At 66.7% G+C, this 15,833-nt stretch carries 16 protein-coding genes and 1 tRNA gene; 9 read left to right on the top strand and 8 right to left on the bottom strand.

Annotation, left to right across the window (positions count from 1 at the left end; translation table 11 throughout):
* Positions 1–28: 28 nt before the first annotated feature.
* On the bottom strand, positions 29–1,420 hold the full coding sequence (hemN, locus tag H3H55_RS04440; RefSeq protein WP_193097796.1) for an oxygen-independent coproporphyrinogen III oxidase: 1,392 nt from the start codon (positions 1,418–1,420) through the stop codon (positions 29–31).
* A 173-nt stretch (positions 1,421–1,593) separates the two neighbouring features.
* Here hemN and H3H55_RS04445 point away from each other — a divergent pair, with 173 nt between their 5' ends.
* The 3 genes from H3H55_RS04445 to H3H55_RS04455 all read left to right on the top strand — a co-directional run bounded on the left by H3H55_RS04445 (position 1,594) and on the right by H3H55_RS04455 (position 3,399).
* Positions 1,594–1,911, top strand: a complete 318-nt coding sequence (locus H3H55_RS04445) for a YkgJ family cysteine cluster protein (protein WP_193099448.1) — start codon at positions 1,594–1,596, stop codon at positions 1,909–1,911.
* Positions 1,908–2,489, top strand: a complete 582-nt coding sequence (locus H3H55_RS04450) for a DUF1439 domain-containing protein (protein WP_048251488.1) — start codon at positions 1,908–1,910, stop codon at positions 2,487–2,489. Before H3H55_RS04445 ends, H3H55_RS04450 begins: the two co-directional genes overlap by 4 nt.
* A 79-nt stretch (positions 2,490–2,568) precedes the next feature.
* Complete coding sequence (locus H3H55_RS04455; RefSeq protein WP_193097797.1) at positions 2,569–3,399, top strand: undecaprenyl-diphosphate phosphatase; 831 nt, start codon at positions 2,569–2,571, stop codon at positions 3,397–3,399.
* 81 nt (positions 3,400–3,480) lie between these two features.
* Here the strand turns inward: H3H55_RS04455 and H3H55_RS04460 are convergent.
* From H3H55_RS04460 to H3H55_RS04470, 3 genes are all read right to left on the bottom strand, one after another.
* A protein-coding gene (locus tag H3H55_RS04460) for an IS3 family transposase (RefSeq protein ID WP_193097798.1) occupies positions 3,481–4,844 on the bottom strand; the annotation gives its coding sequence in 2 pieces (ribosomal slippage) (positions 3,481–4,382 and positions 4,382–4,844; 1,365 coding nt in all).
* A 120-nt stretch (positions 4,845–4,964) separates the two neighbouring features.
* The gene (gene trmB, locus H3H55_RS04465; RefSeq protein ID WP_193097799.1) at positions 4,965–5,732 is read right to left on the bottom strand and encodes a tRNA (guanosine(46)-N7)-methyltransferase TrmB; all 768 of its coding nucleotides are present in this window, start codon (positions 5,730–5,732) and stop codon (positions 4,965–4,967) included.
* Positions 5,733–5,865: 133 nt separating this feature from the next.
* A tRNA-Gly gene (locus tag H3H55_RS04470) sits at positions 5,866–5,940 on the bottom strand.
* Positions 5,941–6,068: 128 nt separating this feature from the next.
* Between H3H55_RS04470 and H3H55_RS04475 the strand changes: the two genes are divergently transcribed.
* From H3H55_RS04475 to H3H55_RS04485, 3 genes are all read left to right on the top strand, one after another.
* Positions 6,069–6,971, top strand: a complete 903-nt coding sequence (locus H3H55_RS04475; protein ID WP_226799940.1) for an Imm72 family immunity protein — start codon at positions 6,069–6,071, stop codon at positions 6,969–6,971.
* A 551-nt stretch (positions 6,972–7,522) separates the two neighbouring features.
* Positions 7,523–7,867, top strand: a complete 345-nt coding sequence (locus tag H3H55_RS04480; protein ID WP_129513912.1) for a cupin domain-containing protein — start codon at positions 7,523–7,525, stop codon at positions 7,865–7,867.
* 284 nt (positions 7,868–8,151) lie between these two features.
* Positions 8,152–9,312: an enolase C-terminal domain-like protein gene (locus H3H55_RS04485; protein WP_193097801.1), complete on the top strand. Its 1,161-nt coding sequence runs from the start codon at positions 8,152–8,154 to the stop codon at positions 9,310–9,312.
* Positions 9,313–9,315: 3 nt separating this feature from the next.
* Here H3H55_RS04485 and H3H55_RS04490 read toward each other — a convergent pair whose 3' ends face one another.
* Positions 9,316–9,942, bottom strand: a complete 627-nt coding sequence (locus H3H55_RS04490; RefSeq protein ID WP_193097802.1) for a LysE/ArgO family amino acid transporter — start codon at positions 9,940–9,942, stop codon at positions 9,316–9,318.
* A 101-nt stretch (positions 9,943–10,043) separates the two neighbouring features.
* Positions 10,044–10,973 (bottom strand): LysR substrate-binding domain-containing protein, encoded by a 930-nt coding sequence (locus tag H3H55_RS04495; protein ID WP_193097803.1) that lies wholly within the window; start codon positions 10,971–10,973, stop codon positions 10,044–10,046.
* Between the two features lie 171 nt (positions 10,974–11,144).
* On the opposite strand from H3H55_RS04495, the gene H3H55_RS04500 reads away from it, so the two are divergent.
* The 3 genes from H3H55_RS04500 to scpB all read left to right on the top strand — a co-directional run bounded on the left by H3H55_RS04500 (position 11,145) and on the right by scpB (position 14,558).
* Positions 11,145–12,467: an MFS transporter gene (locus H3H55_RS04500; RefSeq protein ID WP_193097804.1), complete on the top strand. Its 1,323-nt coding sequence runs from the start codon at positions 11,145–11,147 to the stop codon at positions 12,465–12,467.
* Positions 12,468–12,528: 61 nt separating this feature from the next.
* Positions 12,529–13,752 carry a CaiB/BaiF CoA transferase family protein gene (locus H3H55_RS04505; RefSeq protein ID WP_193097805.1) on the top strand — a complete coding sequence of 408 codons (1,224 nt, stop codon included), beginning with the start codon at positions 12,529–12,531 and terminating at the stop codon, positions 13,750–13,752.
* Positions 13,749–14,558 carry a methylmalonyl-CoA decarboxylase gene (gene scpB, locus H3H55_RS04510; RefSeq protein WP_193097806.1) on the top strand — a complete coding sequence of 270 codons (810 nt, stop codon included), beginning with the start codon at positions 13,749–13,751 and terminating at the stop codon, positions 14,556–14,558. Before H3H55_RS04505 ends, scpB begins: the two co-directional genes overlap by 4 nt.
* Positions 14,559–14,587: 29 nt before the next feature.
* Here scpB and H3H55_RS04515 read toward each other — a convergent pair whose 3' ends face one another.
* Positions 14,588–15,130, bottom strand: a complete 543-nt coding sequence (locus tag H3H55_RS04515) for a chromate transporter (RefSeq protein ID WP_193097807.1) — start codon at positions 15,128–15,130, stop codon at positions 14,588–14,590.
* The gene (locus H3H55_RS04520) at positions 15,127–15,735 is read right to left on the bottom strand and encodes a chromate transporter (RefSeq protein ID WP_129513920.1); all 609 of its coding nucleotides are present in this window, start codon (positions 15,733–15,735) and stop codon (positions 15,127–15,129) included. The genes H3H55_RS04515 and H3H55_RS04520 overlap by 4 nt, the downstream gene beginning before the upstream one ends.
* Positions 15,736–15,833 lie beyond the last annotated feature (98 nt).

Genomic DNA, 15,833 nt, shown 5'->3' on the forward strand with positions numbered 1-15,833 from the left:
GGCCGCCCGCGTGCGGCCGGCCAGGGCGTCAGACCGTGCGCGAGTAGCGTTGCCGCGGCGTCTGGCCGAGATACGCGTCGAACGCCATCGCGATGTTGCGCACGACCATCCGGCCGGCTGGATGGATCGTCAGGCGGTCGCCCGCGATCGTCAGCAGCCCGTCGCGCTCGAACGGGCGCAGCGCGTCGAGCTCGCGCGCGAAATGATCGGCGAAGCGGATGCCGTGCGCGGCCTCGACATGCGAGAACGGCAGTTCGAGGTTGCACATCAGTTGCGTGATTACGTCGCGGCGCAGCCGGTCGTCGGGCGTGAGCCGCACGCCGCGCGCGATCGGCAGCCGGCCCGCGTCGAGGGCTGCGCCATACGCGGGCAGATCCTTCGCGTTCTGCGCGTAGACGTCGCCGACCTTGCCGATCGACGACGCGCCGAACCCGACGAGATCGGTATCCGCGCGCGTGCTGTAGCCCTGGAAATTGCGCTGCAGCGTGCCGTTGCGCTGCGCGCGCACGAGCTCGTCGGACGGCCGTGCGAAGTGGTCCATCCCGATGTACACGTAGCCGGCCGACGTCAGCATGTCGATCGCGAGGCCGAGCAGCGCGATGCGCGTGGCCGGCGGCGGCAGCGTCGCGTCGTCGATCTGCCGCTGCATCTTGAACAGGTGCGGCATGTGCGCGTAGCCGAACACCGACAGCCGGTCGGGCGCGAGTTCGATGATCGTCTCGAGCGTGCGCGCGAACACGGCGACCGTCTGGTGCGGCAAGCCGTAGATCAGGTCGACGCTGATCGAATGGAAGCCCGTCGCGCGCGCGGCGCCGAGCAGGTCGGCCGTCATCGCGACAGGCTGGATGCGGTTGATCGCCTGCTGCACGACCGGATCGAAATCCTGCACGCCGAGGCTCAGCCGGTTGAAGCCGATCGTGCGCAGGTGCACGAGCGTCGCCGGCGTGACCGTGCGCGGGTCGATCTCGATCGAGAACTCGGCGTCGGCGTCCGGCGCGAGCGAGAAGTGCTCGCGGGTGGCCGCCATCAGCTCCGCCGTTTCGTCGTCGGACAGGAAGGTCGGCGTACCGCCGCCCCAGTGCAGTTGCGTGACGGGACGCGCCGGATCGAACAGCGCGGCCTGCAGCACCATCTCGCGCTTGAGCTGGTCGAGATACGGGCGCGCGCGGCGGTGGTTGTTGGTCGCGATCTTGTTGCAGCCGCAGTAGAAGCACGCGGTGTTGCAGAACGGGATGTGGACGTACAGCGACAGCTCGCTCGACGACGCGCCGGGGTCGCTGGCCGCGCGCGCGTAGTCGGCCGGGTCGAAATCGTCGCGAAACTGCAGCGCGGTGGGGTATGACGTATAGCGCGGCCCGTTCGCGCCGTATTTCGCGAGCAAATCGGGACGGAACATTGTGTCGGCAGAACCAGAACTCATGACGGTCTCGCGCTTTTTAGATGCTTTCGAGTATATAAACGCGCGATTCGGCTGCATTGTGTAATAACGTCGCAGCCGGCGATGGCACAATGCGGGGTGGGGCTGCCGGACGCCGCGTCCGGTTGCCGCACCGTTTTGTGTTGTTCGTCCGAGAGAGCCGAGTGTCCGTCGAAATGCCTGTCCGCCCGGCGCCCGCCGTTGTCCCGCCGCCGCATGCGTGCCGCGAGGGCTGCGGCGCGTGCTGCATCGCGCCGTCGATTTCCAGCCCGATTCCGGGCATGCCCGACGGCAAGCCGGCCGGCGTGCGCTGCGTGCAGCTCGGCGACGACCTGCGCTGCCGGATTTTCGGCCAACCCGAGCGGCCTGCATGCTGTTCCGGGCTGCAGCCGTCCGCCGACATGTGCGGCGCGTCGCGCGACGACGCGCTCGCATGGCTCACGCGCCTCGAGGCCGCGACGCAGCCGTCGCATACAGGAGATTGTTCAGCATGACCGCACCTTGCGCGCCCGGCCGGCGCCGTTTTCTCGCCGTCTCCGTCGGCGCCATCGGCGTGACGCTTTCGCTTGCCGCCTGCGCGTCGACGTTCCCGTTCATCCCCGATCACTACACGTTCTCGCGCGGCGACGTGCAGAAAGCCGTCGCGCGCAAGTTCCCGTACCAGAAGACGGTCGCGCAGGTCGTCGATGTGTCGCTCGCGAACCCGGCCGTCAACCTGCTGCCCGACCAGAACCGCGTCGCCGTGCAGCTCGACGCGCATTTCGCGAGCCCGTTCCTGCGCGCGCCCGTCAGCGGCAAGTTCACCGTGTCGGGTCAGCTCGCGTATGACGCGCCGAGCCGCTCGGTCGTGCTGAAGGCGCCGGCCGTCGACAGCCTCGTGCTCGACGGCGATGCGCAGATGTACGCGCAGCAGGTCGGCGCGGCCGCCGGCCTGCTCGCGACGCAGGTGCTGACCAACTATCCGATCTACACGTTCAAGCCCGAACAACTGCAATTTGCCGGCGTGAACTACGAACCCGGTACAATTACGATTCTTACAAACGGCATACGCGTGGCGATCGTCGAAAAATGACGACGTACCGCGCGCGGCCGGGCGGGCCGCGCGTGGAGAGGTGGCCCTTTCTTACGACCATTTCGGAGTTGGGCCACGAATGGACTGGATCCTGATCTGCAAGGCATTGATCCTCGGCGTCGTCGAGGGGCTGACGGAATTCCTGCCGGTGTCGAGCACCGGCCACCTGATCGTCGCGGGCAGCTTCCTGAATTTCAACGATTCGCACGCGAAGACCTTCGACGTCGTGATCCAGTTCGGCGCGATCCTCGCGGTCTGCTGGGAGTACCGGCAACGGATCGCGTCCATCGTGTCCGGGCTGCCGAGCCGGCCCGACGCACGGCGCTTCACGCTGAACGTCGTGATCGCGACGATTCCCGCGGTCGCGCTCGGCCTCCTGTTCGAGAAGAAGATCAAGGCCGTGCTGTTCTCGCCGGTGCCCGTCGCGTTCGCGCTCGTCGTCGGCGGCGCGATCATCCTGTGGGCCGAGGCACGGCAGCGCGAACGCCGCGAGCCGCCGCGCGTGATGTCGGTCGATGCGCTGACGCCGCTCGATGCGCTCAAGGTCGGTCTCGCGCAGTGCTTCGCGCTGGTGCCCGGCATGTCGCGCTCGGGTTCGACGATCATCGGCGGGATGCTGTTCGGCCTCGACCGGCGCGTTGCGACCGAATTCTCGTTCTTCCTCGCGATTCCGATCATCTTCGGCGCGACGCTCTATGAAACCGTCAAGGACTGGCAGGCGTTCACCGTCGATTCGCTCGGCCTGTTCGCACTTGGGCTCGTTGCTGCATTCGTCAGCGCGTTCGTGTGCGTGCGCTGGCTGCTGCGCTACGTCGCGACGCACGACTTCACGGTGTTCGCGTGGTACCGGATCGCGTTCGGGCTGTTCGTGCTGCTGGTCGGCTACAGCGGCTGGCTGAACTGGGCGTGATGCCAACCCCGAGGTGTGCGGGCGTCCGATAAGGAAACGGCCCGATCGTGAACTGACCCCACGAAGTTGGACAGTTGAAGGCTAGGCGCCCAAGGACTGAGTTCTGTATTGCACGGGACTCAGTCCTTTTAGTTTGAGCTTGATGCGTTCGTGGTTGTAGTAATGGATGTAGCGTTCCAGCGTCTCGCGTAATTGCTCCACGCAAGTGAAGCGCTGCCGCTTGAAGCACTCAGACTTGAGCGTGCCGAAGAAGCTTTCCATCGCGGCGTTGTCGAGGCAATTGCCCTTGCGCGACATGCTCTGGGTCAGCTTGCGTCGCTCCAACTCCCGGCGGAACTCCGGCATCCGGTAGTGCCAGCCCTGATCCGAATGCAGCAACGGCTTGTCCTTGCGTCGGAGTTTGGTCAGCGCCTGCTTCAACATGCCGCTGACCAGCTCGAAGCTTGGGCGTCGCTCCATCTGGTAAGCCACGATCTCGCCGTTGTACAGGTCCATCACCGGCGACAGATACAGCTTCTGCCCGTTGACCTTGAATTCGGTCACATCCGTCACCCACTTCTGATGAGGGCCTGCAGCCTCGAACTGGCGTTGCAGCAGGTTCGGCGCGGCCTTGCCAAGCTCCCCTCGCCACGAGCGGTATTTCTTCGGGCGCACCCAGGACTTCAACTGCAATTGCTGCATCAGCCTTTGCACCGCCTTGTGGTTGACGAGATGACCGGCCTGTCGGATCGCAGCCGTGACGCGCCGATAGCCGTAGCGGCCCTGGTGGCGTTCGAACACCGTCCGGATCTGTGCTTTCAGATCGGCGTGACGGTCCTCAGCCTCCAGCGTCCTGAGTTGGTAATAGAACGTGCTGCGTGCCAATCCAGCCGCCTTCAGGAGTGCCGCCACCGAATGGCGCTGCCTGAGCTCATGCACTATTTGCGTTTTTTCTTTTGCGCTGCTTGCTTCTTCGCTTGCAGCAGCGCATCGAGCTTTTTTAGGTACGCCACCTCCGCGCGCAGATACTCGTTTTCCTTGAGCAATTCCTCGCGCGTGCGCTCGTCCGGCGCACCGGCTTCAGTGGGTTTCGGGGGAAGTGAAGTGGCCATCTTTCTGGGGCGCCCTCGGCGGCGAGGGGACAGTGCATCGATACCGCCGTCATGATACAGGCGCGCCCAGGTTGCCACGTGCCCCGCGCTTCGAATGTCGAACAACGCGGCCGCCTGACCATATGACAGTCCGTCACGCTGGATGCGTTGCAGCACCGATAACTTGAATTGGGCGTCGTAGTGACCGACCTTCCTGCGCAGTCCGGCTACGCCATGCTCCCGGTAGCTCGCCACCCAGCGCCGGATGACCGTGCGTCCAACCCCATAATGCGCCGCGAGTGTGCGTGTGCTCGCGCCTCCATTCAGATATTCCTGAACGACCTGTAGCCGAAACGGCTCGTCATACTTCGCCATGAAAAACACCCCAAAGGTTGGATCGGTCTCCAACTTTTGGGGTGCAGTTCATCGGCAGATGCCGGTCGGGCCGTTTTGTCATCCGGGGCAGGGCGACGTGCGCTGCCACGGTGGAATACTTCAGCCTGCGCGCTTGCGGAATACGAGGTCCCACACGCCATGGCCGAGCCGCAGCCCGCGCCGTTCGAACTTCGTCACCGGGCGGTAGTCGGGGCGCGGCGCGTAGTCGGCGGCCGTGTTCTCGAGCGTCGGTTCCGCGCCGAGCACTTCCAGCATCTGTTCCGCGTAGTTCTGCCAGTCGGTCGCGCAGTGCAGGTATGCGCCGGGCTTCAGGCGCGACGCGAGATGCGCGACCAGCGGCGGCTGGATCAGCCGGCGCTTGTGGTGACGCGCCTTGTGCCACGGATCGGGGAAGAAGATGTGCACGCCGTCGAGGCTTTCCGGCGCGAGCATGTGCTCGAGCACTTCAACTGCGTCGTGCTGGATGATGCGGATGTTCGGCAGGTTCTGCTCGCCGATCAGCTTCAGCAGCGCGCCGACGCCCGGTTCATGCACCTCGACGCCGAGGAAGTCGTCGCCGGGCCGGTGCGCGGCGATTTCCGCGGTCGATGCGCCCATCCCGAAGCCGATCTCGAGGATGCGCGGCGCGCTGCGGCCGAACACCGCATTCCAGTCGGGCATCTCCGGCGCATACGGGACGACGAAGCGCGGGCCGAATTCGTCGAGCGCGCGGCGCTGGCCGGTCGATACGCGGCCTGCGCGCGTGACGAAGCTGCGGATGCGGCGGTGGTGCAGCGGGTTGACTTCGTCGGCGCCGTCGGTGGTTTCGTCGGGAATGGCGTCGTCGTGCGGCGGCAGGCCGGCTTCGTTCGGATCGTCGTGCATCATCGGTACAGAGAAAGGCTCGGTTGCGGGCGAGGGCCCGATGCGCGCAGCAGTGCGCGCGGTGAACCGGCACATGGTACAAAAAAGCCGCCTTCGACGAGGCGGCTTATGCGCAGGCTGCCGTGCAGCCGGAAAGTGGAGCGGGCGATGGGAATCGAACCCACGTCATCAGCTTGGGAAGCTGAGGTAATGGCCATTATACGACGCCCGCAGAACGCGCAATTCTACAGGGGTTTCGGTGGGGATGGCAAGCGGGGGATGGTGTACGGTGGCGTAAGGCTATGAACGGCGAGCAGGAGCCGATGTCGGAACACAAATGACGGAAGAACGGAACCCATGATGCTGAACACGCTGACCATGACCCGCGAGCAAGAACTGGATGCGCGCGCCAAAGCGTTCTACCTGCTCAAGAAATGGACCAGCGTTACATTCCTGGATCATGCGGTTGGCCTGTTCCGGGATTTCCTCCGTGCGTATGCGAAGCAATTGGACACGCCGAGCCCAAATCAAGAGGAGCTGGAGGCGGCGTACGTCAGCGATTTCCTGAATGCGTTGGCGAGGATGGATCAGGGCATTGAGACATTACGGCACGGTGCCGACAAGAGATCGGCTTACGCTGCGCTCATCACGGGTAGCGAGAAGGGCGGTGAGCTTTTGTTTGGGCGGAGTGCAACTGAAATCGGCCGGAAATTCGATCCGTTTTTTCACGCGCTAGGACTGAAGGACACCAACTTCGCGGATCCCGTGTATGCCACCGGGTTCGCCGAGGGCGTGTGGATCGAAAGCTTGATGTGCGATGCGCTCAATTGCACGGTTGGACTCGGTTTTACCGGGATGCTTGCATACGGGACACGCGCGGACGGAGGAAGCCGTGTGTTTGAGCATTGGACCTATGAATCCATGTTTGAAGACGCCCCACTTCCGGCGTGGCGGTATTGGCCGCCCGGTCGCAGCTATCCTGCAGAACTTCCTCCCTGTCCGCCCAAGAACGAATCTGGGGCCGGCGAGGTTTGCAGCGATGAGGCGGTTCCTGTCGAAGGTATCTGGGAGCCGTGGTTTCCGTCCGGCAAGGTGGGCTGTCCGAGCTACTTCCTCAAAGGCAGTATTGCCCACAAGTACCTGTTGGAAGGGGCGAACGACGAGCATGAGGTGCGCTGGCGGCTGCTGTGGGAGGACAAGCGTTACCAGGACGGCAGCATTCCGGCCGAGGAGGAAACTTACTTCCCCAAGCCTGTCGCGTAACCGAGGCTACGGGTCCTGCCCGGAGAGCCTTGTCCGCGCACCGGCTACTGGCAAAGCCCGGCCGTGAAGGATCCGGTTCATGTCGAGGCCGGGGCGCCTATGCCTGGGCCGCAGCGCACGGCGTGGGGGATGGTCATTTGGCACTATGGAGATCCTCAACCGGACAATTGAATAGCTGCCGCGCCAAGAGGGTAACGGCGCTTCGCGACTTGGTCATGAAGTGCCTGATGACCTATGTCCTGCCCCATCCGTCTCCACGCGTGTCTTCGTCCGTTGGCGGCGATGTGGCAAGTGAGGTTGTTTGGGCGCCTGGCAGACGGCGTTGCGTTCCCTACGGTGGCCCGTCTCGACGCGTCAGCCGCGCGAACGGGGCAACCGTAACGCGAGGTGGCACACCGTGGCGCGAAGGCCGAACGAAACGCGCTGTCCGTGCGCATGCCCGCAGGCCAGTGTCGAAAATAGACGAGTCGGTGTCGGAAGCATACAAGCCGCGGCAACGCTTTCGCACTAACGTGACAAGCCTCTCACACGATCGTTAGTCTGGAGTTGACATGTCCGATTTCATCACCGTTCTTCGCGAAACCTGCCCGATGCCGGTCCTTGACGCGACCAAGTGGAAGCGCATCGGCGGCGATCCGCACACCGTGAACCTCAACGCGTACGTCTCCAAGGACGGTAGCAAGATCATGGGTACCTGGATCTGCACGCCGGGCAAGTTCGAGGTGAACTACGAGAAATGGGAGTACTGCCACTTCCTCGATGGCTACTGCATCATCACACCGGAAGGTGAGAAATCGGTGCACCTGAAAGCCGGTGATGTGTTCGTGATCGAACCCGGCATGAAAGGGACGTGGGAAGTGGTGGAGACGGTACGCAAGTACTTCGTCTTCGCCTGAGCGGGCCGGTAGATTCGAGCCGCGATTGTCTTGGTCGCCCGACACCCGCCGGGGTTACGGAGCAGCGAGGCAAGCAGGGGATTCCGGCTCAATAAAACCCGATCCGGTTCGAAAACAGCTCGCCGAGCGTGGTCGCACGCTAGGCCGGCCTTGCCGCCCCGCGCGATCGCGCGGGTGCCGGCAAGACATCGCGCAAGCGCCTATGATGCGGCGATCAGCCAGTCGCGCCGGCCGCCGTGCGTGCATGGCCTGCGAACCCCGAACGTTTTCCCGGAACCCCGCCCATGCGCATCACCGCGATCCACGAGCACGCGATTCCCGTCTCCCGCTATGCCGATCCGGCGATTCCATCCGGCGGCCTGACGACGAGTGTTGTTGCAGTCGTGACCGACGTCGTGCGCGATGGCCACCCGGTAACGGGCTACGGCTACGCATCGGTCGGCCGCTTCGCACAGGGTGGCCTGATCCGCGAACGGTTTGCGCCGCGCTTGCTGGCCGCGGCCGACACGCTCGCCGACGAAGCCGGCACGAACCTCGATCCGTTCCGCGTATGGCGCGCGATGATGGCCGGCGAAAAAACCGGTGGGCACGGCGAACGATGCGTGGCGGTCGGCACGCTCGACATGGCGATCTGGGACGCCGCCGCGAAAATCGCCGGCCTACCGCTTCATCGCTTTCTCGCCGATCGGCTCGAGCGTACCGCCGAACCGCGCGTGCGCGTGTATGCGGGCGGCGGCTACCGCTATCCGGATGACGATCTCGCGCGCCTGTCGGACGAGATGTGCCGTATCGCCGATCTCGGCTACACGCACGCGAAGATCAAGATCGGCGGCGCGGATCTCGATCAGGACAAACGCCGCATCGAAGCCGCCGCTGCTCAGCTTGCCGGCAGTTCGCATCTCGCGGTCGACGCGATGAACACGTACGACGCGACGACCGTGCAAGCTGCCGCGACGATGCTCGCACCGTTCGAGCTCTGGTGGTTCGAGGACATCTGCGACCCGCTCGATCTGCCGCTCCAGGCGGACCTAGCTGCGCGATACGCACCGCCGATCGCAGCCGGCGAAGCGCTGTTCTCGCTCGCGGAAGCGAAGCTGCTCGACCGTTACGGTGGGCTGCGCCGCGACCGCGACGTGCTTGTGTTCGATCCCGTGCACTGCTACGGGCTGCCGGGTTATTTGCAGATCGTCGAGCACTTCGTGTCGCGCAGCTGGCGGCGCGATGCGTTCTTGCCGCATGGCGGCCACCTGTTCTCGCTGCACGTCGTGGCGGCGCTCGGGCTCGGTGGTGCGGAAGTCAGTCCGTTCGCGTTCCGTCCGTTCAGCGGGCTGGCCGATGGCGAAACCGTCGACGCCGGTTACGCGGCCGTACCGCAGGCGCCGGGTATCGGCTTCGAGCTTCATCGCGAAGCGCACGACGCGTTTCGTAACGTAGCGGGGCGCTGACGCCTAAAGCGCGTCGATCGCGAAACGAACCGCGAAGCCGAGCATCATCACCGCCACGAAGAAATCGAGCACACGCCACGCCAGCGTGCGAGCGAACCACGCGCGGCATGCGCGCGCACCGTAGGCGAGCATCAGGAACCACGCGAGCGAAGCCGTCATCGCGCCGATCGCAAACGGCATGCGTGCGGACGGCGTGTGGCTCACGATCACGGTGCCGAGCAGCAGCACGGTATCGATCCACGCATACGGATTGAGCAGCGAAACGGCGGCGGTCGCGAGTACCGTGCGTGCCCGCGTGGGCTCGCTGCCGGCGCGTGAACCGTCGACATGCCCGGGCTGCCGTCTGACGATCGCCGAACGCAGCGCGAGCAGGCCATAACCGGCGAGATACGCAATGCCGGCCCATAACGCCGCGGACACCACGCCGGGATGCCTCGACAGCAGCGACGACAGCCCCTGCGCGCCGAGCGCGATCAGCAGCGCATCGCTGCCTGCGCAGACGAGGGCAATGGAGAGCAGATGGGGGCTCGAGATCGAGCGCTTGATGACGAATGCGTCCTTCGGGCCGACCGACGTGAACAGGCCGGCGCCAAGCAGCAGGCCTTCGATGAAGGCGGAGGTGTCGAGCACGAGCGGGCCGACAACCTCTTAAGCTGAACCGGTGATGGTTACGATGGGAGCAACGTTACGGGGCGCCGGGGGGCGTTGTCAATGCCCCCGCGCGGCGCCGGTCACGCGCGGCCGGGATGGCCGTCCGCCCACTCCGGCCGCCGCCCGAGCGCGTCGAACAACCGCACGATCTCCGCCTTCACCTTCTGCACCGCGTTGCTGACGAGCGCCGTATCGTGCCAGCACAGCGACAAGTCGCGCGCGAACAGCCGGTGCGCGACCGTCGACAGCTTGAGCTTGCGTTCCTCGATCTCGACGTGCGCGGCCGTCCACGGCAGGATGGTCACGCCGAGCTGCGCCATCACGGCCGCGAACAGCAGCCCGGTCGAGCTCGCCTCGAAGCTGATCTCGTACGACAGCCCGGCCTCGCGCATCGCCCAGTCGACGCGGTTGCGGATCGTGTTCGGTGCGCTCGGCAGCACGAGCGGCATGCGCGCGATCGCGTCGAGCGGCACGGGATCGTCCGGCACCGGAAACTCGGGCCACGTGATCAGGTACAGCGTTTCCGTGAGCAGCCGGTGGATCGCGATGCCGCGCGTGTCGACCGCGTCGACGACGATCGCGAGATCGAGCCGCGTGCGTTCGAGCAGCGTGTCGAGATCGGCGCTCGGCGCCTCGATCAGCTCCAGCATGATGCCCGGATAACGGTCGCGCACCGCGCGTGCAAGCGGAATCGCCAGCACGCGCGCGGTGCTCGACGGCATGCCGACCGTCACGCGGCCCTGCGGCGTTTCGGCGTCGCGGCGCAGCAGCTCGCGTGTGCCGTCGGCCTGGCGCAGCAGCTCGAGCGCGTGCTGGTACAGCGTGCGGCCCGCGGCGGTCGGCGCGACACCGCGCACGCTCCGTTCGAGCAACTGCATATCGAGATCCCGTTCGAGATTGCGTATCTGCTGGCTGACCGCGGGCTGCGCGACATGCAGTGCCTCGCTCGCATGCGTGACGTTGCCGCATTCGACGACCTTCACGAAATAGCGCAACTGTCTCAAGTCCATCGCCGCCGTCTCCCCGATTCAAGCCATAAGCCAATCCGATCGAGCAAGATGAATATCATATTTTTCTCCGATCGATGGTGTTTCTATACTCGTCTCACAAAAGAGCCAGCCTGCCGGCCATCCCGGACCGGACGCGGCAAAAGTGCCGGCCGCGCCGGCAAGGAGACGAAGATGTTCAAGGCGATCGACGCGCCGGCGGCCGGCGCGAAGCCGCGGCGCACGCCGCTCACGCGCGAGCAGGTCAAGGGCTTCTGGGCCGTGTACGCGGGCTGGGTGCTCGACGGCGTGGACTCGGTGATCTACGCGCTCGTGCTGATTCCCGCGCTGACCGAACTGCTGCCGGCATCCGGCATCGCGGCGACGCCCGCGAATCTCGGGATGTACGGCTCGATCCTGTTCGCGCTGTTCCTGATCGGCTGGGGGCTGTCGTTCATCTGGGGGCCGCTCGCGGACCGCTTCGGCCGCGTGCGCACGCTCGCCGCGAGCATCCTGATCTATTCGGTGTTCACCGGCGCGGCCGCGTTCGTGCACGACGTATGGGCGCTGGCCGCGTGCCGGTTGCTCGCCGGGATCGGCGTCGGCGGCGAATGGGCGCTCGCGGGCACCTACGTCGCCGAGAGCTGGCCGGAAGACCGCCGCAAGATGGGCGCCGGCTACCTGCAGACGGGCTACTACTTCGGCTTCTTCATCGCGGCGTGCCTGAACTACACGATCGGCGCGACCTACGGCTGGCGCGCGATGTTCCTGTGCGGGCTCGCTCCCGCGCTGCTCGCGGTGTTCACCGTGATGCGCGTGAAGGAACCGGGGCAGTGGCGCCGGCACGACGCGCGAGACGGCGACGTGGCCGACGCGCGGCGTGCGCATCCGCTGCGCGAGATCTTCGCGCCGGCCTTCCTGCGCCGCACGCTGACGAGCGCGAGCCTCGTCGGCGTCGCGATCGTCGGGCTGTGGGCCGGCTCCGTCTACGAGGCGAGCGCGGTCACCACGCTGGCGACGCGCGCGGGCATCGACCACCTCGGCGCGCTGCGGCTCGCGTCGGTCGGCGCGGCGATCCTGTCGTGCGCGACGATCGCCGGCTGCCTGGTCGCGCCGTGGCTCTCGGAGCGGCTCGGCCGCCGCACGGCGCTCGGCGTGTATTTCGCGGGCATGGCCGGTGCGATCGTGTTCGCGTTCGGCTGGGCGTTCTACCAGCCGAACGGGCTCACGGCATTCATGGTTTCGCTCGCGTTCCTCGGCTTCTTCGGCGGCAACTTCGCGATCTTCTCGCTGTGGCTGCCCGAGCAGTATCCGACGCGCGTGCGGGCTACCGCGTTCGCGTTCAACGCGTCGGTCGGCCGCTTCATCGGCGCGGGCGTGAACTTCCTGCTCGGCGCCGCGATTCACGGCTACGGTTCGCTCGGCGTGCCGGTCGCGTGGACCGCGGCCGTGTTCGGGCTCGGCATCCTGATCCTGCCGTTCGCGGTCGAAACGCGTCATCAGACGCTGCCCGAATGAGCGGCGCGCCGCGATCGTTCGGCAACACGCAACATCCAGTCAGCAATATCAGGAGTCCGGAATGAAGGCATTACAAGGAATCAGGGTCGTCGATCTGAGTCGCGCGCTGTCGGGGCCGTTCTGCTCGATGGTGCTCGCCGATCTCGGCGCCGACGTGATCAAGGTCGAGTCGGGACCGAACGGCGACATGAGCCGCGCATGGGGGCCGTTCGATCGCGGCGTGAGCACGTACTACCTGTCCTGCAACCGCAACAAGCGCGGCATCTGCGTGGATTTCCGGCAGCCGGCCGGCATCGATGTCGTGCGCCGGCTGATCGCACAGGCCGACGTCGTGATCGAGAATTTCAAGGCCGGCACGATGGACGCGATGGGGCTCGGTTATGCCGCGCTCAGCGCGCGCGATCCGCGGCTCGTGATGGGCAGCGTCACCGCGTTCGGCCCGCGCGGCCCGCTGCGCGACTGGCCGGGTTTCGACCAGATCGCGCAGGGTTATGCGGGGCTGATGAGTCTCACCGGTTTCCCCGATGGCGAGCCGACCCGCACCGGCACCGCGATCGGCGATCTCAGCTCGGGGATGTGGGTCGCGACCGGCGTGCTGGCCGCGCTGTTCGAGCGCGAGCGCACGGGGCGCGGCCAGCATGTGGGCACGTCGCTGCTCGAAAGCCTCGTCGCGCTGCTGAGCGTGCACGGGCAACGCTACCTGAGCCTCGGCGACGTGCCGCGCCGCACCGGCAATGCGCATGCGGTGATCGCGCCGTACGGCGTGTTCGAGACGGCCGACGGGCCGCTCAACCTCGCGCCGATCACGACCGACATGTGGTTGCGGCTGTGTCAGTTGCTGGAGCTGCCCGACTTGCCGAACGATCCGCGCTTCGCGACCAACGACGCGCGCGTCGAGCACCGCGACGCGCTGAAGGCGCTGCTCGAAAGCCGGCTGCGCACGCGCGGCAAGCGCGAATGGACGCAGCGTTTCGTCGAAGCCGGGCTGCCGGCCGGGCCGATCAACACGCTCGACGAAGTGTTCGCCGATCCGCAGCTTGCGCATTGCGGGCTGGTCGAACCGGTCGCGCATCCGACGCTCGGGAAATTGCGCCAGGTCGTCACGCCGCTCGGCGGGATGGGCGACGACATGCCGGCACCGCGCACGCGCCATGCGCCGCCGCTGCTCGGCGAGCATACGGTCGACGTGCTGCGCGAGGCCGGCTACGATGACGGCGCGATCGACGTGCTGCTGGACGAGCGCGCGATTTTTCAGGCGGAAGCGGTGGCGGAGGCGGTGCAATGACCGACATGACGAAACAGGAAAGCGCGTCGCGCGTGATGGTCGACATGGTCGACGAGCGGATCGCGCGTGTGCGCTTCTCGAATCCGGCGCGGCGTCACGCGCTCGACGCGCCGTTGCTCGATGCGCTGGTCGCGCGTCTCGATGCGCTGGCCGAGCACCGTCCGCCGCCCGTCGTGATCCTGTCGAACGACGGCAGCGGCGACGTGTGGAGCGCGGGGCACGACCTGCGCGAACTGGCCGACGACCGCGACCCGCTCGCATACGGCAAGCCGCTCGAACGCGCGCTGCGGCGTGTGCGAACTTATCCGGGCGCGGTGATCGCGGCCGTGGCGGGGTCGGCGTGGGGCGGGGCGGTTGATCTCGTGATGAGTTGCGACCTCGTCGTCGCGGCGCGCGATGCGTGTTTCGCGATGACGCCCGCGAACATCGGGCTGCCGTATTCGACGAGCGGCCTGCTGCGTTTCTACGACAACCTGCCGATTCACGTGCTGAAGGAAATGTTCTTCTGCGCGCAGCCGCTCGATGCGGAGCGCGCCGCGCATCACGGGCTCGTGAATCGGCTGGCCGAAGCGGGCGGCGTCGACGATGCGGCGCTCGACGTCGCGCGCACGATTGCCGCGAAGGCGCCGCTCGCGGTGTACGCCGTGAAGGAGCAGTTGCGCGTGCTGCAGGACGCGCGGCCGTTGCCCGCCGATGCGTTCGAACGGATTGCCGAGCTGCGCCGGCAAGCGTGCGAAGGCGCGGATTTCGACGAGGGGCTGCGCGCGTTTGCGGAGCGCCGCGCGCCGGTATTCAACGGCGCCTAGGCGTCCGGATGTTCGAGCGGCGGCGTGCGCTACGCGCCGCCGATCGCGTGCACGCCGACGAGCAGCAGCGCGCCGATCGCGATCAGCAGCAGCGCGTGAACACGCGTGTATATCACGCACAGCGTCGACGCGATCGCGATTGCGCGCGCGGCCCAGCCGCCGTCGAGCGCCTGCAGCAGCACCCACACCGACGCGAGGATCATGCCGGCCGCGACCGGGCGCAGGCCGGCTTCGAGCGCGATCTGCCAGCGCGCGCCCTGGTGCCGCCGCCACAGGTGCGCGACGCCGTAAATCAGGAACGCGGTCGGGCCGAACAGCGCGAGGGTCGCGATCACCGCCCCCCAGAAGCCGGCCACCTGCCAGCCGATCAGCGTCGCCAGCAGCGAGCCGGGGCCCGGCGCCATCCGCGCGATCGCGAAGTCGTTCACGAATTGCGTGGCGGTCATCCAGTGATGCACGTCGACGACCTGCCGCTGGATGTCGGCGATGATCGCCTGTCCGCCGCCGATCGTCGCGATCGACAGCGGCGCGAACACGCCGAACAGCGCGGCGTAGCGCTGCGATGCGGTCATCGCGTGTCGCTCCCGGCCGGCGCGGCGGCGCGGCGGTATTCGAGCGCGACGCTCAGCGCGCCGCCGATCAGCACGGTCCACACGAGCGGCCAGTGCAGCACCGCGACCGACACGAAGGTGAGCGCCATCACCGCGAACGGCAGCGCGCGGCGCGGCAGCCGGCGCACGGCCGTGATCGCCATCGAGATCGACAATCCGATCGCCGCGGCTGCCGCGCCAGCGAGCGCGACATGCGTGAGCGGGAAGCGCGTGAGGGTCGAGAACGCGATGCCGAACAGGACGATCAGCACGGCCGGCGGCGCGATGATGCCGGTGAAGCCGGCCACCGCGCCGCGCCATCCGGCGAGCCGGTAGCCGATCCAGATCGCGAGGTTCTTCACGTTGACGCCCGGCAACGCCTGCGACAACGCGAGGCCGTTGAGGAATGCTTCTTCGTCGAGCCAGCGCCGTTCGTACACGAAGTCGCGCATCATCCGCCCGCTCAGCCCGCCGCCGAAGCTGGTCAGGCCGATCTGCGCGAACGCGACGAAGAGGGCGAGGATGCCGGGCGGCGGCGCATCGCCTGCGGGCGGCGCCGGCGGGGTGGGGGCGGAGGGCGGGGGCATCGGTCAGGCGGCGCGTGGCGATTGGGCGGGCGCCCATGTTAGCAAGCGGCACCTGTCAGCACGCTGACATCGGTGCGGAGCCGGCATGCCGAACACCC

It is taken from the genome of Burkholderia sp. Z1, assembly GCF_014893795.1.
Taxonomy (GTDB): domain Bacteria; phylum Pseudomonadota; class Gammaproteobacteria; order Burkholderiales; family Burkholderiaceae; genus Burkholderia; species Burkholderia theae.